This is a genomic window from Wolbachia endosymbiont (group A) of Myopa testacea (genome assembly GCF_964027115.1).
Taxonomy (GTDB): Bacteria; Pseudomonadota; Alphaproteobacteria; order Rickettsiales; family Anaplasmataceae; genus Wolbachia.
The window spans coordinates 77,232-103,996 of sequence record NZ_OZ034729.1; the positions used below are offsets into that span (position 1 = coordinate 77,232).

26 protein-coding genes, 1 tRNA gene, 1 other RNA gene and 4 pseudogenes are annotated in these 26,765 nt (G+C 35.3%); 12 read left to right on the forward strand and 20 right to left on the reverse strand.

What is annotated here, in order from left to right:
• Nucleotides 1–60: 60 nt before the first annotated feature.
• On the reverse strand, nt 61–759 hold the full coding sequence (locus tag AAGD91_RS00410) for an alpha/beta hydrolase (RefSeq protein WP_341821070.1): 699 nt from the start codon (nt 757–759) through the stop codon (nt 61–63).
• A 155-nt stretch (nt 760–914) separates the two neighbouring features.
• Here AAGD91_RS00410 and AAGD91_RS00415 point away from each other — a divergent pair, with 155 nt between their 5' ends.
• Both AAGD91_RS00415 and AAGD91_RS00420 read left to right on the forward strand, forming a co-directional pair.
• Complete coding sequence (locus tag AAGD91_RS00415; RefSeq protein ID WP_341821071.1) at nt 915–2,051, forward strand: cysteine desulfurase family protein; 1,137 nt, start codon at nt 915–917, stop codon at nt 2,049–2,051.
• Nucleotides 2,052–2,744: 693 nt separating this feature from the next.
• Nucleotides 2,745–3,045: pseudogene (locus AAGD91_RS00420) on the forward strand (IS4 family transposase); the annotation flags it as partial.
• 81 nt (nt 3,046–3,126) lie between these two features.
• Here AAGD91_RS00420 and fumC read toward each other — a convergent pair.
• Nucleotides 3,127–4,521, reverse strand: coding sequence for a class II fumarate hydratase (gene fumC, locus AAGD91_RS00425; protein ID WP_264731291.1), 1,395 nt, complete (start codon nt 4,519–4,521; stop codon nt 3,127–3,129).
• 504 nt (nt 4,522–5,025) lie between these two features.
• Here fumC and AAGD91_RS00430 point away from each other — a divergent pair.
• Genes AAGD91_RS00430 through AAGD91_RS06295 form a run of 3 tightly spaced genes read left to right on the forward strand, consistent with a single transcriptional unit; the run spans nt 5,026 to nt 5,765 of the window.
• The gene (locus AAGD91_RS00430; protein WP_341821072.1) at nt 5,026–5,403 is read left to right on the forward strand and encodes an IS3 family transposase; all 378 of its coding nucleotides are present in this window, start codon (nt 5,026–5,028) and stop codon (nt 5,401–5,403) included.
• Nucleotides 5,404–5,451: 48 nt separating this feature from the next.
• Nucleotides 5,452–5,571 (forward strand): hypothetical protein, encoded by a 120-nt coding sequence (locus tag AAGD91_RS06290; protein ID WP_410541936.1) that lies wholly within the window; start codon nt 5,452–5,454, stop codon nt 5,569–5,571.
• 23 nt (nt 5,572–5,594) lie between these two features.
• Nucleotides 5,595–5,765 carry an IS3 family transposase gene (locus AAGD91_RS06295; protein WP_410541919.1) on the forward strand — a complete coding sequence of 57 codons (171 nt, stop codon included), beginning with the start codon at nt 5,595–5,597 and terminating at the stop codon, nt 5,763–5,765.
• A gap of 147 nt (nt 5,766–5,912) precedes the next feature.
• On the opposite strand, the gene AAGD91_RS00435 is transcribed toward AAGD91_RS06295, so the two are convergent.
• From AAGD91_RS00435 to ssrA, 10 genes and pseudogenes are all read right to left on the reverse strand, one after another.
• Complete coding sequence (locus AAGD91_RS00435) at nt 5,913–6,269, reverse strand: hypothetical protein (RefSeq protein ID WP_341821073.1); 357 nt, start codon at nt 6,267–6,269, stop codon at nt 5,913–5,915.
• Nucleotides 6,270–6,380: 111 nt separating this feature from the next.
• A complete protein-coding gene (gene ispG, locus AAGD91_RS00440) occupies nt 6,381–7,661 on the reverse strand; it encodes a flavodoxin-dependent (E)-4-hydroxy-3-methylbut-2-enyl-diphosphate synthase (RefSeq protein ID WP_341821074.1) in 1,281 nt (426 codons plus the stop codon).
• 17 nt (nt 7,662–7,678) lie between these two features.
• Nucleotides 7,679–8,299 (reverse strand): TRP75-related protein, encoded by a 621-nt coding sequence (locus tag AAGD91_RS00445; RefSeq protein WP_341821075.1) that lies wholly within the window; start codon nt 8,297–8,299, stop codon nt 7,679–7,681.
• Nucleotides 8,300–8,505: 206 nt separating this feature from the next.
• Nucleotides 8,506–9,027, reverse strand: coding sequence for a hypothetical protein (locus tag AAGD91_RS00450; protein WP_341821076.1), 522 nt, complete (start codon nt 9,025–9,027; stop codon nt 8,506–8,508).
• 154 nt (nt 9,028–9,181) lie between these two features.
• A complete protein-coding gene (locus tag AAGD91_RS00455; RefSeq protein ID WP_341821078.1) occupies nt 9,182–11,305 on the reverse strand; it encodes an FtsK/SpoIIIE family DNA translocase in 2,124 nt (707 codons plus the stop codon).
• Complete coding sequence (locus AAGD91_RS00460) at nt 11,306–11,584, reverse strand: YggT family protein (RefSeq protein ID WP_341821079.1); 279 nt, start codon at nt 11,582–11,584, stop codon at nt 11,306–11,308. It abuts the gene before it with no gap.
• Nucleotides 11,585–11,739: 155 nt separating this feature from the next.
• Nucleotides 11,740–11,991 (reverse strand): type II toxin-antitoxin system mRNA interferase toxin, RelE/StbE family, encoded by a 252-nt coding sequence (locus tag AAGD91_RS00465; protein WP_341821531.1) that lies wholly within the window; start codon nt 11,989–11,991, stop codon nt 11,740–11,742.
• 12 nt (nt 11,992–12,003) lie between these two features.
• Nucleotides 12,004–12,222, reverse strand: coding sequence for a hypothetical protein (locus AAGD91_RS00470; protein WP_182183293.1), 219 nt, complete (start codon nt 12,220–12,222; stop codon nt 12,004–12,006).
• Nucleotides 12,223–12,431: 209 nt separating this feature from the next.
• A pseudogene (locus tag AAGD91_RS00475) lies at nt 12,432–12,869 on the reverse strand (ClpXP protease specificity-enhancing factor SspB).
• A 22-nt stretch (nt 12,870–12,891) separates the two neighbouring features.
• Nucleotides 12,892–13,227, reverse strand: a transfer-messenger RNA (tmRNA) gene (gene ssrA, locus AAGD91_RS00480).
• A 319-nt stretch (nt 13,228–13,546) separates the two neighbouring features.
• On the opposite strand from ssrA, the pseudogene AAGD91_RS06300 reads away from it, so the two are divergent.
• Nucleotides 13,547–13,734 (forward strand): annotated as a pseudogene (locus AAGD91_RS06300) (hypothetical protein); the annotation flags it as partial.
• Nucleotides 13,735–13,859: 125 nt separating this feature from the next.
• On the opposite strand, the gene AAGD91_RS00485 reads toward AAGD91_RS06300, so the two are convergent.
• Nucleotides 13,860–14,501 carry a hypothetical protein gene (locus tag AAGD91_RS00485; protein WP_341821081.1) on the reverse strand — a complete coding sequence of 214 codons (642 nt, stop codon included), beginning with the start codon at nt 14,499–14,501 and terminating at the stop codon, nt 13,860–13,862.
• 330 nt (nt 14,502–14,831) lie between these two features.
• Between AAGD91_RS00485 and AAGD91_RS00490 the strand changes: the two genes are divergently transcribed.
• The 5 genes and pseudogenes from AAGD91_RS00490 (at nt 14,832) to AAGD91_RS06305 (ending at nt 16,447) form a co-directional block, all read left to right on the forward strand.
• Nucleotides 14,832–15,152, forward strand: a complete 321-nt coding sequence (locus tag AAGD91_RS00490; protein WP_341821083.1) for a hypothetical protein — start codon at nt 14,832–14,834, stop codon at nt 15,150–15,152.
• A gap of 16 nt (nt 15,153–15,168) precedes the next feature.
• Entirely contained in the window at nt 15,169–15,438 is a 270-nt protein-coding gene (locus AAGD91_RS00495) for a hypothetical protein (RefSeq protein ID WP_341821084.1), read from the forward strand.
• Entirely contained in the window at nt 15,402–15,707 is a 306-nt protein-coding gene (locus tag AAGD91_RS00500; protein ID WP_341821085.1) for a hypothetical protein, read from the forward strand. The genes AAGD91_RS00495 and AAGD91_RS00500 overlap by 37 nt, the downstream gene beginning before the upstream one ends.
• Nucleotides 15,708–15,756: 49 nt before the next feature.
• Nucleotides 15,757–16,044 (forward strand): annotated as a pseudogene (locus AAGD91_RS00505) (IS630 transposase-related protein); the annotation flags it as partial.
• A 184-nt stretch (nt 16,045–16,228) separates the two neighbouring features.
• Nucleotides 16,229–16,447: a transposase gene (locus AAGD91_RS06305; protein ID WP_410541925.1), complete on the forward strand. Its 219-nt coding sequence runs from the start codon at nt 16,229–16,231 to the stop codon at nt 16,445–16,447.
• Nucleotides 16,448–16,501: 54 nt separating this feature from the next.
• On the opposite strand, the gene AAGD91_RS00510 is transcribed toward AAGD91_RS06305, so the two are convergent.
• Together AAGD91_RS00510 and AAGD91_RS00515 are read right to left on the reverse strand one after the other, a co-directional pair.
• Nucleotides 16,502–17,563 (reverse strand): hypothetical protein, encoded by a 1,062-nt coding sequence (locus AAGD91_RS00510; RefSeq protein WP_341821086.1) that lies wholly within the window; start codon nt 17,561–17,563, stop codon nt 16,502–16,504.
• Between the two features lie 29 nt (nt 17,564–17,592).
• Nucleotides 17,593–18,036: a hypothetical protein gene (locus AAGD91_RS00515; protein WP_341821087.1), complete on the reverse strand. Its 444-nt coding sequence runs from the start codon at nt 18,034–18,036 to the stop codon at nt 17,593–17,595.
• 159 nt (nt 18,037–18,195) lie between these two features.
• On the opposite strand from AAGD91_RS00515, the gene priA reads away from it, so the two are divergent.
• Complete coding sequence (gene priA / locus AAGD91_RS00520; protein ID WP_341821088.1) at nt 18,196–20,199, forward strand: primosomal protein N'; 2,004 nt, start codon at nt 18,196–18,198, stop codon at nt 20,197–20,199.
• A 17-nt stretch (nt 20,200–20,216) separates the two neighbouring features.
• Here priA and petA read toward each other — a convergent pair whose 3' ends face one another.
• From petA to ubiA, 5 genes are all read right to left on the reverse strand, one after another.
• Nucleotides 20,217–20,816 (reverse strand): ubiquinol-cytochrome c reductase iron-sulfur subunit, encoded by a 600-nt coding sequence (gene petA / locus AAGD91_RS00525; protein ID WP_341821090.1) that lies wholly within the window; start codon nt 20,814–20,816, stop codon nt 20,217–20,219.
• Nucleotides 20,817–20,902: 86 nt separating this feature from the next.
• Nucleotides 20,903–23,611, reverse strand: a complete 2,709-nt coding sequence (gene gyrA / locus AAGD91_RS00530; protein ID WP_341821091.1) for a DNA gyrase subunit A — start codon at nt 23,609–23,611, stop codon at nt 20,903–20,905.
• Nucleotides 23,612–23,663: 52 nt separating this feature from the next.
• Nucleotides 23,664–23,736, reverse strand: a tRNA-Val gene (locus AAGD91_RS00535).
• Nucleotides 23,737–23,817: 81 nt separating this feature from the next.
• Nucleotides 23,818–24,693 (reverse strand): tetratricopeptide repeat protein, encoded by an 876-nt coding sequence (locus AAGD91_RS00540; RefSeq protein ID WP_341821093.1) that lies wholly within the window; start codon nt 24,691–24,693, stop codon nt 23,818–23,820.
• A 1,211-nt stretch (nt 24,694–25,904) separates the two neighbouring features.
• A complete protein-coding gene (ubiA, locus tag AAGD91_RS00545) occupies nt 25,905–26,762 on the reverse strand; it encodes a 4-hydroxybenzoate octaprenyltransferase (protein WP_341821094.1) in 858 nt (285 codons plus the stop codon).
• Between the last annotated feature and the right edge of the window lie 3 nt (nt 26,763–26,765).

The window sequence follows — 26,765 nt, forward strand, 5'->3', positions numbered from 1 at the left end:
TTAAACATAACAAAACCTTTTCATTTATATTACTACACTCATTTCTCTTGTTTGTAAAGGTTAGGCATATTCTTTTACCCTTACCTCTTTTTTGACCTTTTGAGAAGAAATAGCTGCACTGTTTAAGCGCAGTTTTATATAACCATCTACGATTTGAGCCACTTCCTCTTCTTTATCCCTTAGAAAGTGATTAGTATCGTCTATTATATGGTATTTCATGTGATCACTTTTTACTGAATTTATTAACCTTTTTGCTAATTCTGTTACATCGCTTTCTTCTGAGATTGTATCGTTACTGCTTTGTATTATAATCCCAGAAACTGGACAGGGAGAAAGAAAAGAAAAATCGTACTTAGTTACCGGAAGAGAAAGAGCAATAAAACCCACTATCTCAGGGCGACGCATTGTTAGCTGCATAGCCACCCATGCTCCAAAAGAAAAACCAGCGATCCAAATTGGAACGTTGCTAGGATTATGTTCCTGAAGCCAATCAATAGCTACCGTAGCGTCAGTTAATTCTCCTATACCCTTATCAAAAGTTCCGGTAGATTTTCCCACACCACGAAAGTTAATTTTCAATGCAGAAAAATTGTTATCGATAAAAGACGTATATATACCATGTACAATTTTACTACCCATATTACCACCATATTGAGGGTGATGATGTAAAACCAGCACAACCGGTGCGTTGGCATCTTTGCTTTGGTGGTATTCACCTTCTATCTTTCTTGTTGCATTATTCAAAAAAACTTCTACCACGGTAACTCCTAATAAAAACCTGCTTGACAGGTATTGATGACATGAATTATTAATTATGTATTAATTTCGCTGTTTTTGCAATAAATTTTTTATCGTGTTAAAGCTAACGTACATAGTTATGGCTATAGTTGATGGTAAACTTATTTAAGTGACAGATGAGTCCATTCTCTTTAGAAAATAGTGGTTACGTATATGCTGATTACAATGCAACTGCTCCAATTAGTGAGAATGTAAAAAAAAGTATATTTGAGGTCTTGTTAAAACAAACGCTCAATCCATCATCACTACATAAAAGAGGACAAGAAGCGAGGAAGATTCTTCAGGATGCAAGAGATAACATACGTGATGCTCTTGGTGTTCCAAGTGATAAAGAAATAGTTTTTACGTCTGGTGCGACTGAAGCGAATAACCTTGTTATGAGAGGAATAGCAGGCTATCTGCATGTAATTTTAGCTATAGAGCATCCTTCAATTCTTAATTCTGCATGTAATCCATATATAATACCCGTTAATCAGGAGGGCATTGTTGACTTTTTAGAGCTAGAAAAAATTCTAAGCGAACTTAAAGGAAACAAAGCAATAGTTTCAGTTATGATGGCAAATAACGAAACCGGAGTTATTCATCCTGTTAAGGAAATAGCTGAAATAGCACACAAATTTGGAGCAATTTGCCACACTGACACTGCTCAAAGTGTTGGAAAAATTAAAGTTAATATGGAAGATTTAGGAGTGGATTTACTCACTTTATCCGCCCATAAATTTGGCGGTGTAGCAGGCAGTGGAGTTTTAATATTCAATAAAGAACTTGCGATAGAACCTATTATAATAGGTGGTGGACAAGAGAAGGGATTTCGTGGTGGTACGGAAAATATTGTTGCGATTGCAGGCCTTTCTGCTGCACTGCAAAATATTCCAGACCTTCTATCAAAAATGGATGAAGTAAAGGAGCTACGTGATCAATTAGAGTGTGAATTATTAAATCTTGCCAGTGATATAAGAATCTTCGGTAAAAACTCTAAGAGGCTGCCAAACACAAGTTTTATTTATATGCCAGGAATAAAGAGTGATGTGCAGCTCATGCATTTTGACTTGAATCATATTGCAGTTAGTAATGGTTCTGCATGTTCTTCTGGAAAAGTTGAGCCTTCCCATGTTTTGCTTGCAATGGGGGCAACAAAAGAGCAAGCAGAGTGTTCAATTAGAATCAGTATAGGTCCAGAAACTAAACCACAAGACATAAAAAAAATAGTGGATTGTTGGTATAATATCTACAAGAAGAACACCTTGGTATAGATAATACGTGGTATCATGCAGGGAGCTATAAATTAGATGTAAAAACTTACTTGACACCCTTCGCCAGCCCCCTTATCATAACAGTGAAGCTATTTATTTATCTTCGCAATCTCTGCAGTGGATTAATGACAAAAAACTTAATGTATTTGGCGTAAATCATGCTTAATTTTTGCACTATGTGCACCTCATGTCTTTATAAAACTTCTAGGTTTCTACTTATATAAGCTGAAACGCGCTTATAAAGCGTTTAAGACAGTAAAAGACGTCAAATAGACAAGGGAGAATTTGAATACTAGCTACCCTGGGGTTTCTTTGCCTTTTTTTTCGCTCAGTAAATTTCTTAACGTTATTTAGGTTAATCGCATTTAAAAGCGGCTGAATCGTAGCGTTTAGAATAAAAAACGCCAATATTTTGAAGTACATATAAATAACTAGTCACCAACGGGGCTTCTTTTGCCTTTTTTTTCGTTTGGTAAATTTCTTAATATTTATGGCTTAGGTTAGTTACAAATTAAGAGCAATATTCACGGAAATGTTGTCATTCCAGTGCTTGACACTGGGCACTTTAGACAATGTTACAAAAATAATATCATAGAATTCAATAGGATAATTCCTGGTGTACAGTCCCAGAGTGTGATGGTATGATAAAATATGAGAAAACAATACCATCAAAGGAGGAATTATGGGACCATACACCTAGAGGCTGTATTACAAGAATTTTGGGCGAACTTAGTTATGTATAATATATTATCGCTTCATATGTGTGATGCACAAGAGCCTTGGAACCCAGATCAAATTACTGAGTATCGTTTAAATTTTTCAGTTTTATTTGGTGTAATGAGGCAGAAACTCTATCAAGTACTTATTGCGCCAAAAAACTTTCAAGCCCTTTTTGATAGAGCAAGCATGCGTGCTAAAGTTAAAATTCGACCAGGGCAGCCACAATAAGGTAGATAAGCCCAAACGCCATCATGTTTTTAGGAGAGTTTGCTAATGGAGGCTCTTAAGTTGACGCCATTGGCTGAACGGATACCTCTTAACTTGACGCGTATGGTTTATTTAACACTCCCAACGGTTACAAATAATTCACCATTTCTTCTGGTTTCACTATCCTTTCAAACTCCTCCTCAGTGAGCAGTTGAAGTTTTGCTGCTGCTTCTTTTAGAGTGATATTTTCTTTATAAGCAAGCTTTGCTATTTTTGCTGCATTGTCATACCCTATATGCGTATTTAATATAGTGACCAACATTAACGACTGATTCAGTAAATCTTTTATCCTCTCTTCATTTGCCTTAATACCAACTACACATTTTTCTGTAAAATTTAAACTTGCATCAGCTAAAAGTCTTATAGACTGCAAAACATTGTAAATTATCACTGGCTTAAACACATTCAATTCAAAATGACCGTTTGAACCACTAATGGTCACAGCAACATGATTTCCCATAACTTGAGTGCACACCATAGTTACTGCTTCACACTGAGTTGGATTCACTTTACCTGGCATAATTGAAGAACCAGGCTCATTTTCCGGTAACATTATTTCCCCAATTCCACATCTTGGACCAGAACCAAGCAACCTTATATCATTTGCAATTTTCATTAAACTGACTGCTACTGTATTGAGTGTTCCACTGAGCTCAACTAAAGCATCGTTTGCTGCTAGCGCTTCAAATTTATTGCCTGCTGAAGTAAATGGAAGATTAGTAATTTCTGCAACTTTGCTTGAAAAATCTTCAGCAAAACCCTTTTTAGTATTGAGTCCTGTGCCAACCGCAGTGCCACCTTGTGCAAGCTCGTATATACCACTTAAAGTTAATTTTACTCTCTCTATCCCCTTTTTAATCTGGGCTGCATAGCCAGAAAACTCCTGTCCCAGTGTTAGGGGCGTTGCATCTTGTAAGTGAGTACGTCCTACTTTTATTATATTTTTAAATTCCTGAACCTTATTATCCAGCACCTTATGCAATTTTTCAAGATTTGGAATAAGCAAGCAGTTTATTTGCTCTGCTGCTGCTATATGCATTGCTGTTGGAAAGGTGTCATTTGATGACTGACCATAATTCACATGGTCGTTTGGATGTATCGGAGATTTACTACCCAAATTACCACCTAAAATCTCTATTGCGCGATTGCTGATCACTTCATTCATATTCATATTAGTCTGCGTTCCGGATCCGGTTTGCCAAACAACAAGCGGAAATTCATTATTAAATTTGCCATCTATTACTTCCCTTGCGGCTGCGCAGATTGCGTCCCCTACCTTATTATCTATGCTACCCTGCTTCATGTTAACACGTGCTGCTGCAAGTTTTACTATTGCTAATGCTTTAATCAGAGGCTCTGGCATTTTTTCTGTGCCAATCTTAAAATTTTCTAAAGAACGTTGAGTCTGTGCTCCCCAGTAATGTTCACTTGGTACTTTTACTTCCCCTAAGCTGTCTGATTCTATTCTCGTTTTTCTATCCATATTTTCCTTCTTAGCGTCATGCAAACTGGTTCACTACATAATTTTTTCATGTCTACTTCTTGGTTAATTAAATCATACTAGATCCAAGTAGTCAAGTGTGACCTTACCCAGAAAAAGTAGAGAGAAAGTTAAGACGTTTTTGGAGTAAAATAAAACGTTTTTTCAAAATATGGCAAATAGAAGGGAATATACAGCAGGATTCAAATTAGAAGCTGCTAAGCTGGTTAAAGAAACAGAAGTACAAAAATAGCAAAAGATCTAGGCATAGATGGCAGTATGTTAAGTAAATGGGTAAGAAAATATGATGGAAAAATGTCAGAAGCATACGCATTTCCAGGCAAAGGCTCCTTATAACAAAGAGAGATTTGATTTACAGAAAGAGTTAGCAAAAGTAACAAGAGGAAGAGACATTTAAAAAAAAGCCCTGGCCAGTAAAAAAGAGTAAAATATTTTTTCATAAAAGAGCATAGTAAACACTATAAAGTGCAGGAATTATGTAGGGTTTTGAATGTATCTGCTAGTTGCTACTATAAGTGGACTACAAGGAAAATAAGCAGTAGAGAATCAGCAAATAAAAGCAGATATTCAAAAAAATCTTCTAAATGTAGATATGGAGCTCCTAAAATTCATGCTGAATTGAAGGCTTTGGGTAAAAGTTGCAACTTGAAAACAGTGCAAATTATTATGCAGAAAAATGGTATTCGGGCTATATTGAGAAGAAAATTTAAAACTAAGAAGCAACAAACGGACAATAGAGTCGTAGCTCTCAATATATTAGACCAAAACTTTATTGTCGATCAACCAAGTAAAATATGGGATTACTTATATAAAAACCAAAGAAGGATGGCTATATTTGGCAGGATCTATATTCACGCATGGTAGTTAATGAGCAGTTCAATCAATAAACAATTGGTTATTGACTCTTTATTGATGGCCGTTAATAAGCGCAAACCCGATAAAAATCTGCTGTTACATAGCGATCAAGGGTCACAATATACTTCGCAAGGTTATCAATATCTCTTATCCATAAAAAACATAGATGAGTCATAAAGGTTGTTTTTACGACAATTCTGTTGTGGAAAAGTTCTCTAAAAAGGGAGTTACCAATAGACACCTCTCTGCACTCTAAACGGTATATCAAAACTACTATATTTGAATATATAGAAATTTTTTATAACAAACAACGTAGGCATTCTACTATTAATTATTGCATTCCTGCACAATTTGATGCGTCATTCTCATGACAAAAACGTCTTAACTTTCTCTCCACTTTTTCTGGGTAAGGTCAGTTCAGCTATAGGCAGCAATTTTCTGTATTTACTTTAAATTGAAGAAAGCTCAAATGAAAGATCGTGTTTTGCTAAAAATCACAGAATGCAGTCTGGTTACAATTATTTATAACTAGTGCCTAAAGTGATCTCCTTTATCCTCTCATCTGCTAGTATTTTTAATTCCTCACCGTATCTATAATAATTTCGCTTTATAACGTGTAACTCATCAGCAGAAGAAGAATCTAATTTAGGGTAATATTCGTAATCGCAATTTTCTTCGATGTCCTCAATGCTTATAGATGATGCTAAAAGTGGAAATAGAATTAATAGTAAAGTTAGTAGGATTCTTGTACAACTATTACACCACGTCCTGGGTGTCATTCCAGCGCGTGACCAGAGAAAAAAAGATATGGATCCCAGTGTCAAGCACTGGGATGACAGAAGATAGTGCAAGAAATTTCGTAAAAAGCTTTTCATACCAACTATTTAAACTCAATTGTGTTATAAATATATTAATAGCGAAAAAAGAAAAACAAGGTTTAATTTTCTTTTTTATTTGCGATTTATCTATTAATTAACCGTGAAAGGTTACGTGTAATGCTCCTTCACATAATTATCAATAATTGCCTTAAATTCTTCAGAGACATTATCACCTTGTAAAGTTTTGAAATACTTGCCGTCTTTGTAGACTGCTGAAACAGGTTTTTCTCCATATCCAGGCAAGCTGATTCCCAAATTTGCGTGTTTGCTTTCTCCAGGACCGTTTACTATGCATCCCATAACAGCGATGCTCATATGCTCTACACCTGGATTCTTTTTCTTCCATATCGGCATATGAGTTTTTATATAGCCATTCACCTCTTCAGTTAATATACGAAAACGATCGCTACTTGTGCGTCCACAACCAGGACATGAATTAACTTGAGGGTTAAAGTGTCGCAAGCCTATAGATTGCAATATTTCCTGACACACCACCACTTCATTAGTACGCAATTCACCAGGACGTTGAGTCAAAGAAGCCCGTATTGTATCTCCAATGCCATTTTGCAATAAATAAGTAAGCCCTGCTGCGGTATTTACCACACCTTTATTGCCCATACCAGCCTCAGTTAAACCCAAATGCAGAGCATAATTGGAAGATTTTGCAAGTGCCATATAAACTAAAATTAAATCTTGTACTTTGCTAACTTTACATGAAATGATTATTTTGTTTGAATTTAGACCAATTTCTTCAGCTTTTTTTGCACTATCAAGAGCAGACATTACAAGTGCTTTGCGCAGTATAACATTAGAAGGCCTTGCATTACTAAGCGAAGAGTTTTCATCCATCAGTTTTTGTAAAAGGTATTTATCAAGACTACCCCAATTTACCCCAATTCTAACAGGAAGATCGTGCATTATTGCATACTCTATCACCCTTTCAAATTTCTCATCACGTTTGTCGCCAAAGCCTATATTGCCTGGATTGATTCTAATTTTACCCAGCATTTTGATGTTGTCTGGATAATCTTGAACTAATTTATCTAGCTCATATTGACCGCAGCCTACCAATATTTTACCGTCAAAACCTTCTTTATTTATCTCTTCTACTATATAAGGTATTGCTCTTGCTACCTCCTCTGAGTTCAAGGCAATTCGCACCAATTCTGAACCTGCACGCGCTAGTTCTGTTATCTCTTTTGCATAATGTTTTGCGCTACTTTTTATATCATCAGAATCTATATGCACACCAAGCGCCATAGATTGTACAACTATAGGATTATTTCCACCTATCTTTACTTTTCCAACTTCTACAACATGAGTTTTGTGCCTGGAAATCGGCGATAATTCATATGCTTTATCATTCAATATTAGATCTTTATCTAGCATACTTATTAATTGTGATACTATTTTACTGTGTCAGCTACGCTGCCAAATGAACTCGAACCATTCAAACTATAAGCATCTACGTTATCCAAATTAGCAATAGAATCATGTGAGCACGTTTTTCTTGATGGATTTTCTTTTATAGTGACATTTATAGGAGAAACTTTTTTTTCTCGTGTTGAAGTAACTTTCTTCCCTTCTTGTTGTTCACTTTCATGCTGCTCGATTTCATACTGGGAAACTGGCTCTTGATCTATAAATACAGCACCCTTTAAACGTGCGATATTAATACCATGCTGATTTATCATAGCGCTCTCTTCATCGTCGACTATGCACGCTTCCATGTCATTTGGCTCATTATCAAGACTAGCAATTTTTTTCTCTTTTAATTTTTTGATTAGATCTTCTTTATTTATAGCTCGATCTTGTGACTTTTTTTCCTTGAGCAATTCCCTACGCTTCTCATACAGTTTATATGACTCAGCAAAATCCTCATCTGTATGAAAGTTTGCACCACCAGGGTTACCAGGAGGTATGTATCTCTTACTGAGCTTAGATTTAGCTTCAGCACTATGCACAGTAAAAAAGCTAGAAACCAAAAACATTAATATAAATAAAACTTTAGAAAAAATCCTAAGCATATGGTGCTATAGTAAATATCGTGTTTTAAAAGATAGCAATTAACAAACTTTAAGTAAACCAGAATCTTTACTAACTTTACAATAATATGTTGCAAATATTTTTCTAAAAAGTGATATGTTTGCTATCAAAAAAACCTACATAGGCTGAGAGAAGAGTAAGGTGTTACAAGTTGCGTAACACTTCCTCAAGAAGAGTGTTATGCAGCTTAGTTTAGAGTGTGTAAGCTATTCTGTTGCGCTTGAGTATCAACTTCATCATTAAGTTTTGTGTCTGGCGTATCTTTAGATAAGTCGTTTTTCTTTTCCTTATCAAGCTTAACTCCCTGATAGATGCAGAATGCAACAAAACAAGTTATCGCTGTTACAGCAACAGCAGTGGCTATGGTACAAATTAGTAGTGTTTTTTCTTGATCTGCTACTGCTTCTGTGAGTGTTTCCACTTTTTCTTCTAAACCTGTGAAGTTTTCTTGCAAGCCTGTAAAATTTTCTTGCAAACCATTGAATTTATCTGATAGATCTGTTGACAAACCATCAAATTTACCTGACAACTCTGTAAATCTTTCTGATAAACCACCGAATTTATCTGACAGTTCTGTTACTTGTTCTGGCAAACCTTTGAAGTTTCCTAATAGCTTCTCTAGTTCTTCTACTTGTTCCTGCAATTTTGTTATGTCTGTTATGTCATTGCCAGACAAACTATACCAAGCATTACTCAAAATATTTAACATTTTTACCCCCTAGTTAATTAATATATTATAATTTTACATTCCAAATGTTTAAATTATTATTAAATTAACTGTCATTATGTATTGACCTTTTAATAATTTTGTTTGACTTGCTTTTTGAAAGTGCAAAAACTTGAGTTAATGTATTACAAGGTTGCTATTCAACCAATATCTCTCTCTTTCCTGAGTAATTTGGAGAGCTGACAATTCCTTCTTTTTCCATTCTTTCAACAATATTTGCAGCTCTGTTATAGCCTATTCTAAGTTGTCGCTGAATGTAACTGGTTGAAACTTTTTGATCTCTTTGAATGATGGACACTGCTTGATTGTAGAGGTCGTTTTCTTCATCCTCTGTTTCACCTTCTGATTCCACAGAAGAATTTTCATCTTCTTTGGTGATTTCCTCCATATAATTTGGCTCACCTTGCATTTTTAGATGATTAACTATATCTTGCACCTCATTATCACTTACAAATGGGCCGTGAACTCGAATGATCTTACCACCAGAGGCCATATAGAGCATATCACCCATACCGAGCAATTGTTCAGCTCCTTGTTCGCCAAGTATTGTACGGCTATCTATCTTAGAAGTAACAGCAAAACTGATTCTCGTTGGAAAGTTCGCCTTTATCACACCTGTGATCACATCCACAGATGGGCGTTGTGTTGCCATTATGATATGTATTCCTGCAGCACGAGCCATCTGAGCTAAACGTTGAATAGAGCACTCTATCTCTTTGCCGGCAACAAGCATCAAATCTGCCATTTCATCCACGATCACTACAATATACGGAAATGTCTCCATCTTGATTGGTATTTTTTCAAACAAAGGTTTGCCTGTTGTTGAGTTAAAGCCAATCTGCACAACGCGCTCCAATTCTATTCCACTATTCATTGCTTCTGTGATTTTTTGGTTATAGTTTATTACATTGCGTACATTTAAATACGACATCATGCGATAGCGATTTTCCATTTCTTTCACTATCCACTTAAGAGCGATAACAGCCTTTTTTGGCTCTGTTACTACTGGCGCCATTAGGTGCGGTATTGCATCATATATTGAAAGCTCAAGCATTTTTGGGTCGATCATTATCATCTTACATTCATCAGGACTTAATCGATAAACGAGCGAAAGAATCATAGTGTTAATCGCAACTGATTTACCCGACCCTGTGGTTCCAGCAACGAGCAAGTGGGGCATTTTAGTCAGATCTGCAATAACTGGTTTTCCACTTATTTCTTTGCCAAGAGCAATTGGGAGATTTAAGTTTGCATTCTGGTATTCTGGTGATTCAAGCAAATCACGCAGCATTACAATTTCTCGTTCCTTGTTCGGCAACTCTATTCCCATAGCATTTTGCCCACGAATTATTGAAATACGTGCAGAGAGTGCACTCATCGAACGTGCAATGTCATCTGCAAGGCCAATTACTCTTGCAGATTTCGTACCAGCTTGTGGTTCAAGTTTGTATAAAGTCACAACCGGCCCATAGCATACACTGATAATTTTTCCTTGCACGCCAAAATCACTCAGGACTTGTTCCAGCAGAGATAAATTTTTATTGCTCTCCATTTCATTCAGCTGTTTTCTCTGCAAAGACTCCTCTGCTTTAGAAAGTAAATGAATGCTTGGAAACTCGAACTCACTGGAAGGTTTAAAAATTTCTTCGGTAGCTTTTTTCTGTCTTTCTTTTGGTTGTTGTTTAGTAGTGATTTTAGTTCTATGTTTTTCTTCTACTACTAATGGTGCAACTGAATATTCAGCAGTTTTATGTGATCTGAAGAATAGAACATTTACAAATAAGCAAGCTATTTTTTTACATAAGAAGAATAGAGAGTAAATTGCTCTCTTCCAACCAACCGATCCTACAAGACCTATTGATGTTACTATCACAAATACATAAAATGGGCAGTTATTAACGAGTGCATTCCCTATTATTCCACTGTGTCTGTACCTTGCAGTGATGCCTAGCGAAAGTTGTGGTAATATAGCACATACCCCTAAATTGATTAATATTAAATAGAGAATTTTCAGCAGTATTTTTGCTGGCCTGAAGATCAACAAGTAAACTATGGTTGTAGCTATTGTAACACTAGTTAATCCAAGAAATTGAACCAATATATCAGCTAAATATGAACCTACTATTCCACCTAAATTTGTCACTTCCTTATTTGTAGACGTGTTTAAGGAAGGATCTTTATAGTTGTAGCTAAAAACTGATATATATACATATATTAAAAGGGATAGATATATTGCTGATTTTAGATATTTTTTTAACATCTACCTAAAGTAGTAAGCTACTGTATATTTTACAAAGTGAATTGTTATTAGCAATATCATTATAGATAAATCTAATCCATTGAACGGTGGTATATATCTTCTAATAATCTTTAGTGGTGGATATGTCAATTGGTTCAAGATGTGCATTATGCTACTGATAGTTTCATTATATATGTTCACCATATTAAGTTTAACCAGCCAGTTTAAGACAACCCAACATATTAGAATGAAGCTATAAAGATCAAGTAACGTGTTGAGTAGATATAGGATTGGATGCATACATATCTATTACACGAAAGATATATAAAAGACAAGTATTTAGCCTTTTCAAACTCAAAATGTTGGCTTTGCTGAACCAAAAAAACTTCGTTTCTTGAGCTAAGCAAAGCTACCTAAGGTAGGAGGAAGGAGTGCTGTATAAAAATATATATTGTTTATAGCAGTAAGTCTAAAGGCATTTTATTATAGACGTCTTCTCTGTGTCCTGCTGTGGCAACAAACACCTTATATTTTGCAATATTTACAATATAAATAACTCGGTAATCACTAACTCTTATTCTTCTATATCCTTTTAGTCTGCCACGTAATGGTTTACCAAATTTAATTGTGTCAGTTGCAAGCCGCTCATTTATCGTTTTTGGAAGATTTGGAAAATCTCTTTCAGTAAAGTTTTTTGAGTAGACAATATCGTATCCAGTTTATGTCCTCGCCCTTTCAGATAGCACTGTGCTCCAGTCTACATCCTCACATTCCTTAACAGTTTTATATAACGCAATATCTTCTACTTCGCACTCGATTCCTTCTATGACTAACCTTTTTGCTAGTTCTTGAACGGATTCCTTGGTGATTTCAGCTAACTTAGCAAGGTTATGTGAAGTTTTTGGGTCAAAAGTTATACTAATTCCTGAATCTGCCATATGTTTTACCAAAGTCTACTAATAATTATACAACATTTTTCTGAATTTTTCAATAAAGAAAGTTGATGATATGTAAGAAAAATTTTGCCACCTGCGTTAATAAACAATTAAAGATTTAGCATATTTGTTTACGATAGTATTCCTCTATTCTATTACTTAAGTTAGACCACTTTTTTCTATTAATATTTTTTGTTTACAAAGATGAGCAATTACTCATCATGCAGTTGATCTATGGATATAATACTACCGTTTGATAATTTTTCAGTACATTTTTCACTTTTGTATTCTTTATCAGAATCGATACTGATTTTGTCAAATATTAAAACATCTCCTGAAATTTTATCACGAAACTCACTAATAGCAAAAAACGGTATAGTAATTCGCTCTTGTTTTCCTTGAAAACTCAAACTGACGCTAAATTTATCCTCAGAAACTTTTAAATCATAGAATTAATGCTGTAATATAATAAGCATTTGAGTGGGGTATGACTTTTTCAAACGATCTGGCATGGTCACACCATTAAAATATGTGAAAAATAATATTTCTAAATGAGGGATAAAACCATTACCTGATATAACATCTAAAGTCTTTTTGATAACTTGAAACTTGGCAGAATTAAGCAATTTTTTGTAATCTGTTTGCTCCATATAACTTCCACATACGTAAATTTTTGGGGAACTTCTGTTACCCGGCGTTCCCTGAACCGTGCTTATAGCAATGAAGTTATAGTGCTTAAATTAAGCAGCTATTGCATTATTGTCTTCAGCAGCAAAATTATCGTTTGCATTTAAATTATGAACTCTTAGCGGTGGTGTCTAACCGAGCAAAACTACCATCTTTACTATGCATGTCGATCCTTATTCGCCCCCATATAAATTAAAAATATGGTGGAGGCGCCGAGTACTGCCCTCGGGTCCAATACACCTATTACAGGGTGATTTTATTGCTATAGTACACAAAATGTACATAGCTATTATATAGCAACATTAAATAAATGTCAAGATATTATGACCTTAAGTTGATTTATTGCTAAGACAAAATTAAGATTTCCAGTAAAAAATTCTGTGACCTTACCCAGAAAAAGTGGAGAAAAAGTTAAGAAAATTTTTTACAAAAAGAATGATGAATCACAATGTTCAGGAATGCAATAATTAATAGCAGAATGCCTACGCTGTTTTTTGTAAAAATTTCTATGTATTCAAATATAGCAGTTCTAGCTTGTTGAACAGAGTGCTTAGGTGTACAGTTCCAAAGTGTGATGGTATGATATATAAGAAATTGCCATCGAAGGAGGAATTATGGTTACACCTTTACAACTTTGTTATATTACGCAAAAAGACTCAAAACTCTCAAAACCTTATGAATTTATATGTAACCAGTGGACACAAGTATCCTGAATTATTTATACTAAATCCATACCATCACACTTTGGAACTAGTTCCTTATTCATTCTCACAATCCGTGAACGGTTACAAATACTGGAGTTTACCCTTTTTCTTGTTATTTTTTTAATCTATAGTTAGCATTCAAAACCATATTCGAAAAGTATCTCATATATTTCCAGATTTTTTCAATGCTGTTTATTTTATCCTCAATATTGTCTCTACCTTTATGAACTAAGTTACAATTTAGCAGCATTAAAAATTATAACGTATTCCTACCTCCAGAGTTGCATCTGGTATTTGTAATGCTTTTATACCACTTAGTTGCCCGCCTGCAGCAATACCAACTGCACCAACTATCTGTGGAGCAATTTCATAATCAACACCGACCTTCAGTTTATAGGAAATAGAACCCAGTATTTTATCTACTACAGATGCCTCCTCTGCAGCAGCTCCAGTAACCTCACCTGCACTCAGAGTAGTTGTAGCTCCTGGATCTTTAGGTTTTGAATCTTTGCTTTTACCACCTTCACCAAAGCCAAAAGGTATTACTTGTAAGTATCCTCCTAAACCTCCACTGACATATAGTTTAACGGGATCAATATCAAGGTCAGGGTAATAACGATAATTTGCCAATAAGCTAGCCCCTATTTTCCTTGTATCCTTATTAGCAATATCACTCATGTTAGCAAGAACCTCAAGTTCAAACTTAGAGTTTTTGTCATGATGATAACCAAAAACAACGCTAGGTTTCATTACAAAGCCACCACCCCATCCAGCACCAAAGTTTAAACCTGCATAGTACTGATCTTCTGACTTACTTGCACTATTATTAGCTGCACCTGATAGAGATGAAGTAAGCAACACAGCCAAAACGCATAATCTCTTCATTTTCATATAACTCCTCATACAAAAAAATATATAATGCATAAGTATATATCCTTTATATTAAAAAAGATATAACCACATGTCAAAAAAAGTATACCCACAAAGTAAAGGATGTGCTACTCGGATGTATCCGTTCAGCAGAATGGCAAAATAGGTAGACAAGATAAACCAAAAAATCAAGAAAAAGTGAGTTTACAACAAATGGTGTCATTCCAGTCTGGAATTCAGCTTTTTCATAATCATCAAAACGTTGTATTTTAACATAAAACGGCTACTTTTATGCTTACCAACTTAATAAATTTCCTGGATTGTATATTAAATCAAAGTCGCAAGACTATAATGAGCAAGCTGTTAACTGGATTGATTGGGTGGAATCTTAGTACACTCCTAGCTAGAAAAAATGTAGTACGAACGGTAGGGGGATCTAAAAGATCGAATCACAATCCTGTACAGCATTTGCATTATTATTTGATTATATTTATAGGTACAAAAATGGCTAGAACAGTTTTTATGGGTATTGATGTTTCAAAAGAAACACTTGATATCTCAATCAACAATAAACATCAGCGTATAGAAAATGTAGAGACAGCTATATCTGAGTTTATAAAGTCAAAAATGGCTAACGTATTTGTTAAGTTATGTGTAAACAGGAGGTTATGAGAAACTTGTAATAAAGTTGTATAACATAGCTGTTCATAGAGCTCACCCAAATCGGGCATATGAATTTGCAAAAGCCTGCAATCACTTTGCAAAAACCGATAAATTAGATGTAAAACTGTTGGAAAAATATGCTGAATTCATCGCAAAAAACGATGGGGTAAAAGAGTGTATGGTTTCACAAAAGCAAGAAGAATTAAAAGAGCTAAGAGCAATTGAGCGCAATTTAAGCGATATGCAAACAAGTGCCGCTTGCAGAATGCCACAGGAAAAGCCAGAGAATATATAGAAAAACAGATAGAATTTGCAAAAGAGCAATCAGAGCAAATTAGGAAAGATATAAAAGGCATAATAAACTCTGACCCTGATTTGAAGGAAAAAAGCAAACTGCAAACTATAGTATTTTCAAAAGCGAATGATAAAGGTATAATATGTTTTTTTAAAGTAGGGAAAGCTATGGTATATAGTGTAGATTTAAGGGAAAAAGCAGTATCTTTGGTAGAAAAAGGAAAGTCAAAGGTTGAAGTTGCAGAGGTTTTTGAGATAGACACTATATAGATGGTTAAAAAAGAAAGCTACTGGCCAAGGTCTCAAAGCGGTAAAAAGTACTGGTTTTATTCGGAAAATAGACCCAAAAATACTTGTAGACTATGTTAAAAAACACCCGGATCACACACTAGCAGAAATGAAACAAAACCTTGGCTTTGGAATAAGTGCAACTTGGTATAGGTTAAAACAGCTAAAAATAACCTTAAAAAAAGTCACATTCTATCAAGAGCGCAATCAAGAAGATAGGCAGCAATTTATCGATAAAGTCTCAAAAATAGACCACTGTAGCATTTTATATATAGATGAAGCAGGAGTTGATAATAGACTATACCGAGAATATGCATGAGCTCCAAGAGGAGAAAAAATATATGCTGATGTTCCAGGAAAAAAGTGGGAAAGAGTGAGTATAATAGGTGGATGGATTGAAAAGAAGTTTATTGCACCAATGACCTTCACAGGAGGGTGTAATAAAGATGTATTTAATGTATGGTTAGAGCAAACCACAATTGCAGCGTAATACAACCATAGTTATGGATAATGCTATATTCCATAAAACTCCCAAAACAAAGTCATTAATAGAGTCTTTTGGCTGTCATTTGCTTTATCTTCCAACATATTCACCTGATCTAAATCCGATAGAGCATTGTTGGCACACCATCAAAAGTCGCCTCAGACCTCTAATGCATCAATGTACAGACTTACACCTTTTAGTTGGTAATACCATTTTAGACGTTTATCATTCGTTTTAGAAAATACTATAGAATCCAGAAAAAAACATGCCTAGACGAGCTATTTGAATGACATTAGTTGTTAGTTACGCAACTTTCATAACAGCTTCGCTTATGACATTTGTTTACTGTTATGTCTGTAAGATACCCTACTATACCACCTAATGCTGCACCTGCAATTCCTCCGATAGCAATAATCTCAGGTATAATTCCTATTGCAACTAGCGTAGCTCCTACAGCACCAAATAATAATGCTAAGCCTATAACTCTTGTGGAAATTCCTGAAGCTTGTTTTTGTGGAGAATTACGTTTTGGGTTGCCTACTATAGGTGGCTGATTAATTTGCTTTTTCTGCTGAAAATTATTGTTAGTTTCGTTACTGACAGGTGTTTGTTGCAATGGAACTGCACTGCTTGTAATCGTTTGTGGGCCACTGTCTACTGGTTGTTCTTGTTGTGGAGGGGTTGAAACAAACGGTTGTGTAGTGGTATCACTTGCAGCCGGTTGTTCTGAAATTTGCTTATCATCACAGCTGATAACTATATCGCTACCTACTTTTGATTGAAATGATTCGGTAAACACTACACTGTAATCTACATCATCAATTATTGTTTCTGAAGTTGGATCTGGATTTTGATAGTAAGTTATAGTAGCAGTGGATACTTTAGGGTTACCTTTTATCGTCTCTTTTACTAATCTTTTCTTTTCTATTTTACACACATTAAACTGATCAGAAAAACTAAAAGTTAGTTTATCTTTAAATGTTTTTTCAAAATCATTCGCAAAACTATCTTTAAAAGCAATTGGAACAGAGATACGCATTCCGCTTAGAAAGATCTCTCGCATGCAGAGCTTATTAGGGGCTATTTTAGTACGCTTATCTTCAAGCTTCATAACCTCTTCTATAGCTAAATACACTACACCTTTAGCTATTTCTGGATTGATTTTATTAATCAAATTTCTGACATACTCTTTATCTTCTTCATCCACTATAACAACTCTAATGTTAAATCTTTCACATCCATATTCATTATCTATACTCGAACCTATTGTCGTTCCTCCAATTCTATCACCTAAAACAACCATTGGAATAGAAGATAACCTTTCATATGCTTCTTGCATTTCTTTGTCATTCAAAAGTGCTCTTGCTTTTTCTATAATGCTTTCTACGCTTCTCTTCTGATATTTACTAAGATATTTTTACTGAAGTTACTGTAATCATAATTATGATCTTCTGTTGCCATTTCTGCATAGCGAAGTGTATCAAGCAAATGCGAACTCTTATTATGCAATCCAACAGTTGACACTGCATTTTGGCTCACTGTGTTTGGACAATGGGAACCCGGACTATATCTATTTTTCTCATATATCAATTCACCTGCAACAACAGGTATTTCCCTTATTTTCATTTCATTTTTTGGTAGTAATTGGCCATTTGTAAAAGCAAATGCTGAAAAAAGTGCCCAAGCATTGGTACCGTGTGCAGCAAAAGTTCTCTTATCAATCACATTACTGCGTACATTCAATCTAACTTCAGGGTGTTTCCTTTTAAATTCCTCACTTATCTCAAACAATTGTTTTTCCGACTCGCTTGGTCTTCTGTTCTGCATAAAGTTCTTATGAAGTTCAGAAAATTCTATTAGTTTCTGTATATGAGCCTCTTGGATATTTATCATCCTAGCCAAATAAACTTATATAGTATCAGTTCAACCAATCAATCCACAAAAATCAAACGAATATTTTCAAAACAGTGCTAAACTTAGGCTGCTATGACAAGAACAGTTGATGTATTACTACCACTTCCAATTGATCAGTTATTTTCATATGTAGTTGAAGAAAATACTGAAGTTTCAGTTGGAGATTACGTAGTGGTGCCATTTGGCAAAAAACGCTTGATCGGAATAGTTTGGAAATATAGTAACAAGAGTGGTCGATCATTAAAATTTATTGAGCAAAAAATCGATTTACCAAATATTAGACCAAAATTGATTGCATTTGCAGAGTGGGTTGCACAATACAATGTAATGCCTATTGGTATGCTTGCCAAAGTGATAATGGGAGGAGTGTTAAAAGTAAACCAAATAGATAAATTGGTTTGTGTTGAACAAAAGCAGGAAATAAGTGAAATAAGTTGCCAATTAAACCCTGAACAGCAGATAGCTAGCGATAAAATAATAAGCAGTTTGAATGAGTATTCAGTGACTTTGCTTGACGGTGAGACAGGATCTGGAAAAACGGAAGTTTACTTATCCGCAATTGCAAAATTGGTAGAAACTGTAAACAGTGCACAAATTTTAATCCTCTTGCCTGAAATTGTTTTAACTTCACAATTGGTAAATCGTGTTCGCGGTCAGATATCAAAAAACTTAGTTGAATGGCACTCAAGGCTCACTCCAAAAACTCGCCAGAATAATTGGCTCAATATAGCAAGTGGAAATGCGCAGACAATTATTGGTGCACGGTCAGCGCTTTTTTTGCCTTATAAAAACCTAAAATTGATTATCGTTGATGAAGAGCACGACTCATCTTTTAAACAAGAACAGGGAATTATATATAATGCTCGAGATATGGCGATAATCTTAGCCAAATTTGAAAATATTCCGATTATTTTATCATCAGCAACTCCACTGCTTGAAACGATTCATCATGTTAAAAGCGGGAATTATAATCATGTAAAGCTAACCAAGCGATTCGGTGGTGCAGAATTGCCACTTATTAAAGTAGTAGATATGAGGAACAACAAGCAATGGATCTCCTCTGAGCTTTTTGAAAGCATCAAACAAACCATAGAGAAAAAACAGCAGGTTATGCTCTTTTTAAACCGCCGAGGGTATGCACAACTGGCAGTTTGTAAAAAGTGTGGATATAAAATTTCCTGCTTAAATTGTGCTGTTTGGCTTACATATCACAAGAAAAAAAATGCTCTTTTGTGCCATCATTGCTCTTATCAATTAAAACTCCCAGAAAAATGCTCTGATTGCCAGAGTGAACAGTCATTTTCCCTTTATGGCGTAGGAATTGAAAGGTTACTTGAAGAAATGGTGAAATTAATACCAAACGCAAAAACTGCGATGATAAGCAGCGATCAGAAGTCGGTTAGTAACGTAATTGACTTGGTACTGAAAGAAGAGGTGAACATTATAATCGGCACACAAATAATTGCTAAGGGGCACAATTTTCCTAAATTAACTTTGGTTGGAGTAATGAATGCAGATTTGAGTCTCGAAAATTCTGATTTAAGAGCAGCAGAAAAGACGTATCAATTGTTGCACCAAGTTGCAGGCAGGTCAGGAAGGTTCAATGAAAAAGGAATGGTAATAGTGCAAACCAATAATCCTGAAAGTTCAATAATAAAAGCATTGCTACATCAAAAAAGGGACTCATTTTATGAAATTGAACTTAAGTCAAGACGCGAAGCCAAAATGCCACCATTTAGCAGATTAATAGCGCTTATAATTTGTGGTAAGAATCAGATTGCGACACAAAAAGCAGCGAATGAAATAGTAAAATCTCTTCTCTGTCATACAAGTAGCTCAACTACTTGTATTCAGGAAAAAAATGTAAGTGCAGACAAAAAGGAATTTGAAATTCTTGGTCCATCACTAGCAGCAATAAATTTCTTAAATAATAAGTATCGGTATAGGGTGTTGCTAAAAATACACAATAAGCACAGTCTATCTATACAAAAGAAGCTGAAATGTTGGATTAAAAATTGTAACTTGAATTCGAGTATTGCAGTGATAATAGATGTTGATCCTGTGAGTTTTTTTTAACGAGTTTATTGTATCCGTTAAGCCTTCTTGCCAATTACCACAACATTCTCACTGGGAAAAAAATAATCAGGTACAACCATATTTTTTGGTGCAGGACCCCCAATTACTCGGCCTGATGTGTCATAATATGAACCGTGGCAAGGGCAGAACCAACCGTTACCATCTTTTGTAGCGTGATCAATCGGCACACACCCAAGATGTGTACATATTCCAAGCATAATTAACCATTCGTCTTTTCCTTCGTATACTCTCTGCTCATCTAATTGAGGATCCCTCAAGCTCTTCACATTCACAGCTCTTGCAGCCTCAATTTCTTGCTTTGTGCGTCTACGAATGAATACTGGTTTACCTTGCCACTTTACTTTTACTCCGTGTCCTTCCTGAATTCCAGACAAATTCACCTCCACTGTGGAAGTTGCTAAAACTTCAGCAGAAGGATTCATAGACTTAACCAGTGGCCAAAGTCCACTTGCAGCTCCTATACCTGCTATAGCGCATGTAGTTAATGTTATAAAATCTCTCCTACTCTTATTTTTAGTAAGATCTTTAACAGGAGGTGTTTTTTTATCCTCTTTGTTTGCCAGTAGTTTTTTATTTTTAGTTAAATTTTTGTCCATTGATCTCTACTTAGCCATAAGTATATATTTTAAATTAAATACTGCGTATTAATCAACAAAAACTTGCGCTTTTTGTTTAACCTGTACTACAGTTGAGAAGAGATAGAGTTTTCAACTTCAGAAATACTATCTTCAGTGGAATCAGGATCTTCAATTTTCGCTACTGACACCACCTTTTCTCTACTCTCTGTTTTAAACAGAGTGACTCCTTGAGTGCTACGTCCTGCAATTCTGATATCATTTACTGAAATACGAATTAACTTTCCTTTATCTGTAATAAGCATTATATTATCACCCTGCTCAACTGGAAAACTAGCAACAACATTACCGTTTCTGTTGGTAGTAAGAATATTGGTGATACCAACACCACCCCTGTTAGTTATTCTATACTCATATGCAGAAGTTCTTTTACCAAAGCCATTTTCGGTAATAGTTAATATAAACTCCTCATTCACTGCAAGTTTTAAGAACAATTCGTTATCTATTCCTAAATCATTCAAAGTCTTTTCCAATTTAGAATCAATGGAGTTATTAATTGCAGTCCCCAGTCTTTTTGCAAGTGGAACTTTTAAGTAAAGTTCTTTTGTTTCTGTTGCTACACCTATCCCATTTAATATGGTCATGGATATCACGCTGTCATTCTTTGCAAGTTTGATACCTCTTACGCCATCTGAATTGCGACTTTTAAATTGACGCACATCACTTACAACAAATCTGATACTTTTGCCGAATCTTGTTGAAAGAAAAACATGATCAATTTCATTGCATACTTTAACTGATATTAACTTATCTACTTCATCGAGCTTGATTGCTATTTTTCCATTGCTTGGAATATAGTGAAAATCCGCTAAAGAGTTGCGCCTTATATTCCCATGAGCAGTAGCAAAAACTATGTTTTGATTTTCGTCATTTTCACTTGGTAATGGCATTATATTAGTTATAGTTTCACCATCGCTAAGCGGGAATATATTAACAAGTGCTCTTCCACGTGCAGTTGGCTCTGCAAGAGGTAACTTATAAACTTTTAATCTATAAACTCGGCCAATATTAGAAAAGAATAAAAGGCTAGTGTGGGTATTCCCAACAAATAATTTTGTGGTTACATCCTCTTCTTTTAATCCTTGTCCTAGCTTTCCTTTTCCACCACGACGCTGAGTTCTATAATTAGAAAGCTTCACACGCTTGATATAACCATTCATAGTTACAGTTATCACCATATCCTCTTGTGGAATTAGATCTTCAGCTTCAATGTCCGTATCTGATTCCTCTATTGAAGTTTTTCGCGGCACAGCAAATCTGTTCTTTATTTCTTGTAGATTGTTTTTTATTTCTTTCATCAACTTCTCTCCTGAGCCAAGAAAAGCGATATATTCTTTTATCAGGTTGATCATTGAACTTAGCTCAGCTTCTAATTTGTCTTTTTCAAGGCCTGTTAAACGTTGCAATTTCATGTCAAGAATAGCTTTCGTTTGCAGCTCAGTTAATCTATACACTCCGTCTTTCAAAAAGCTTGTGCTGTCTGAGATTAATCCAATAATTGTGTTTATCTCAGCTGAAGTTTTCCATTCTTTATTTAAAAGTTCTCTACTTGCTTCCGCAGGATCTTTTGCACCACGGATGATTTTTATCACTTCATCTATGCTCAAGACCGCAATGTAGAGCCCTATATATATATGAGCTTTTTCCCTCGTTTTTCTTAGACGAAATTCTGTTCTCCTGATTAATACTTCTTTTCTAAAATCAACAAAAGCAGCTATGATTTCTTTTAATGACATCAAAGCAGGCCTGTTGTTGTTGAGGACTAAAGTATTAACACTAAAACTACTTCTTAGTGGAGTTAGTCCCAATATTTGATTAAGTATAAAACTTGCTTCAGCATTTCTTCTGAGGTCAATTACTACTCTAATACCAGACTTATCAGACTCATCCCTAATTTCTGTTATGCCATCAATTCTTTTTTCTTTTACAAGCTCACCTATCTTCTCAATTAATTTTACTTTATTTACCTGGTAAGGTATTTCATCAATCACTATTGCTTGCCTATCTTGTGGCAGGTCTTCCATGTGAGTCTTACCTTGCACAACAATTGATCCACGACCCGTTGCAAATGCTGATCTTATTCCAGACCTTCCAAGAATCTTTCCCCCAGTTGGGAAATCCGGCCCTGGCATCACTTCAAGTAACTCATCCAAAGTAACTTCAGGATTATCTATATATAACATACAAGCATCTATTATTTCTCCAAGGTTGTGAGAAGGAATATTGGTTGCCATACCAACTGCAACACCGCTTGCACCATTTACCAATAGATTCGGAAATTCTGCAGGCAGTACAACAGGCTCTGTTTCATTTCCATCATAGTTTGGCCTAAAATCAACTGTATCTTCGTCAATATCATTTAGTAAGAAGTGCGACACTTTGTGAAGCCTTGCTTCTGTATATCGCATCGAAGCGGGTGGATCTCCGTCTATCGAACCAAAGTTACCTTGTCCATCAACAAGTGGTAAAAGAAGAGAGAAATCTTGGGCCATTCTAACCAAGGAATCGTAAATAGCTGCATCACCATGTGGGTGATATTTCCCCATTACATCCCCTACTATACGAGCCGCCTTTTTATATGGCTTACCAGCATCGTATCCAGCCCTTGACATTGCATATAATATGCGCCTATGAACAGGTTTAAATCCATCTCGCACGTCAGGTATAGCCCGGCTTATGATAACGCTCATTGCGTAGGAGAGATAAGAATCTTCCAGCTCTTTTACTATTGAGATTGGTACTATATTATCCTGCATTTTCTATATTTTGATTGAAGTAATTAATAATATTAACATTCAGTTAAGCAAATGGGCAATGACAGACTTGAACTGCCGACCTCCTCGGTGTAAACGAGATGCTCTACCAGCTGAGCTAATTGCCCCTTTAGATGTAATTCTATAGCTCAATATTATTATTGTAAACAAAAATAGCGATAAATTAGATTTAGGTAAGCTATAAGCTTTTATGAAATCTTTGGGTGCGTGCTGTGGAGTTTTATAAATTTTAGTCTTGCTGTCACTTTGCATAAAGGTATTTTTTCACTCACATCTTTCGAAGTTGTAGCCATGTTCAACAACTTTAAGTAGAATATTGTAGCATTTTTAAAATCTGAAAGTTTATCTAGAATAACAGCTAAATTATAGGTATAAAAAATATTGTTTTCATCAAGGGAAATAGCAGTTGTCATATACTCTTCACCTTTTACATAATCCTCCTTTTTCATATAAATCAGACCTAAATTTGCTAATAAAGGAGCATAATTTTTATGTATATCATACAATTTCAACATTTCACTCAACGCCAGATCAGGATCATATTGTGAGATTATCGTCAGAAAATTTTTTAATATGTAAGGGTTACTAGGGTATTCTTTTAACAGTCTTGTGTAAATCTCTACAGCTTTTTTGTATTCTTTATTAGCATAATAAATATTTCCCAATCCAATTAAAGCATTTTTATGATAAGGAAACTTTGTGATGATCTGATTAAGGAGAGAAATAGCTGTTTCATTATCTCCTGACTCAAAGGAATCTTTTGCTTTTTTTAAAGTAGAGTATATGTCAAAACTCTTGCCAGAATTCTGCGCAATTTTGATATTAAATTTGTCACTTTTTCTCTCAATAACATCAAGATCTTTATACTTTTTATCAGCTTTTATATGCTTGACAACACTATCAAAGGCCTTCTGTATCTCCAAATTTTCACTAGCATAGGTAACAGAAGACCTCCATAAAATCACAACGCAAATTAACATGCAGACAAACATAGATCCTAGTGTTGTGGCATTGGCTGCAGCGTGTAACCAGTAAACCTTATTTCTTTGAGCTATGCGTAACACATTACAAATTCATAAATGCTAAATTACCTATCTCATACAATAATAAAGATATTATTAATTAGCGGGACGAACACGCTGCGTAGAATGCACTTATCTTTTGTCTTCCATATTTCGCTCTATTAGACTTCTTGCATAACCCAAACTTAAGTAGAAAAAAGGCAAATAGTTATTATAGCTCTAAGTTTACCGACGATAAGAACCGTCATTCAAGTAGCTCCTCCCTGCCATCTAAGTAGCCTTCTTCTCCTGTCATCCCAGCACCTTCTTCCTGTTATCTGAGTAGCTGACACTGTACGAACATTGTCTATCAGGAAGGTGTCATGCAAGTAGTTGACACTGGTTCTTTTATGACGGTGTCATTCTAGTCTGGAATCCAGGAAACTTAATTGCAAGTAATGCATTGGGTTTGGTAAGTATGGGTTTTGCGTTATAGAATGAAGCACTTTTGGTGAATTTGTAAAGAAAACTGGATTCCAGACTGGAATGACAAGTTCTCGGCAACCCCTACGTCATACCGCCGCGGTATCTCATCCGCTAACACGTAGCGGGATGACGATTGTCAAGGTGTCATCCCAGTGCCCTGACTACTTGGATCCAGAAAACTTAACTTTAAATAAGTGGCTGCATAATAAAGACTAGATTCCAGCGTCACGCGCTGGAATGACACCATTTTCGGTCTCTTAAATTGCTTTAGCTACAAACATTAAGAAATTTACCAGGTGAAAAAAAAGGCAAAAGAAGCCCCATGGTTGGCTAGTTATTTATATGTACTTCAAAATATTGGCGTTTTTTATTCTAAACGCTGCAATTTAGCTGCTTTTAAATGCGACTAACCTAAATTATAAACGTTAAGAAATTTACTGAGCGGAAAAAAAGGCAAAGAAACCCCAGGGTAGCTAGTATTCAAATTCTCCCTTGTCTATTTGACGTCTTTTACTGTCTTAAACGCTTTATAAGCGCGTTTCAGCTTGTATAGGTAGAAACCTAAAAGTTTTATAAAGACATAAGGTGCACATAGTGCAAAAAATTAAGCATGATTTACGCCAAATACATTAAGTTTTTTTGTCATTAATCCACTGCAGAGATTGCGAAGATAAATAAATAGCTTCAGTGTTATGATAAGGGGGCTGGCGGAGTTTGTCAAGCAAGTTTTTTCGTTTCTGCGAGTTACCTGAGTTTATTGACTTCATTAGAGCCAAAACTCTTGAGACCTAGGTGATAATTCTATCTAAAAGGATGCCAAAAAAGAGAAGCAACCCTACGTAGGAATTATTTTTAAATATGGACATGCATTGACTGGGATCGTCAGGATTGAAATTTTTGTATTGGCGGTGAAATATGAACTCTACAGCAAGTAGAGCAATATAAAAGATGTTATTTAATGATGATAAGATACCAGCATATAGCCACGTCATAAGAGATATTAAATAAAATCTTTTCAACCAAGATTTTGTTGTATCACCAAAATATAATGCGGTAGATTTCATTCCGAGTTTTTCATCATCTTTTTTATCTTGATGAGCGTATATGGTGTCATAGCTAAGTGTCCAAAAGACGCATCCTATATAAAACAGCAAGGATTCTATACTGATCTGGTTTATTATTGCTGCTGAGCCCATGAGCGATCCCATATTGAAGGTAAACCCTAAGAACAATTGTGGCCACCAAACATACCGCTTTAATAAAGGGTAAGTAGCTATCATACACATTGAGATTATTCCAAGTATGAGTGTGGTTTTATTAGTTAACAATAAAATTACCAAGGCGATAGATAGTAGCAGTGAGAGTAAAACCAAAGCCTGCTTTATGTTTAATGCACCACTTGCAAGTGGCCTATATTTTGTTCGTTCAACGTGCGCATCTATTTCCCTATCGAAAATGTCATTGATTATGCACCCTGCAGGTCTCATTAAAAATGCACCTATAGTAAATAAAACAAGGAGAAAAAGAGCCTGATACGATAGAGAAGTTGAGGCTAAAAGAATACCGCTCAAACTAGGAAATAGCACAAGCCACAAACCTGTTAAACTGTGCAGTCTCATTAATGAAAAGTAACGGTTGAAATACATTAA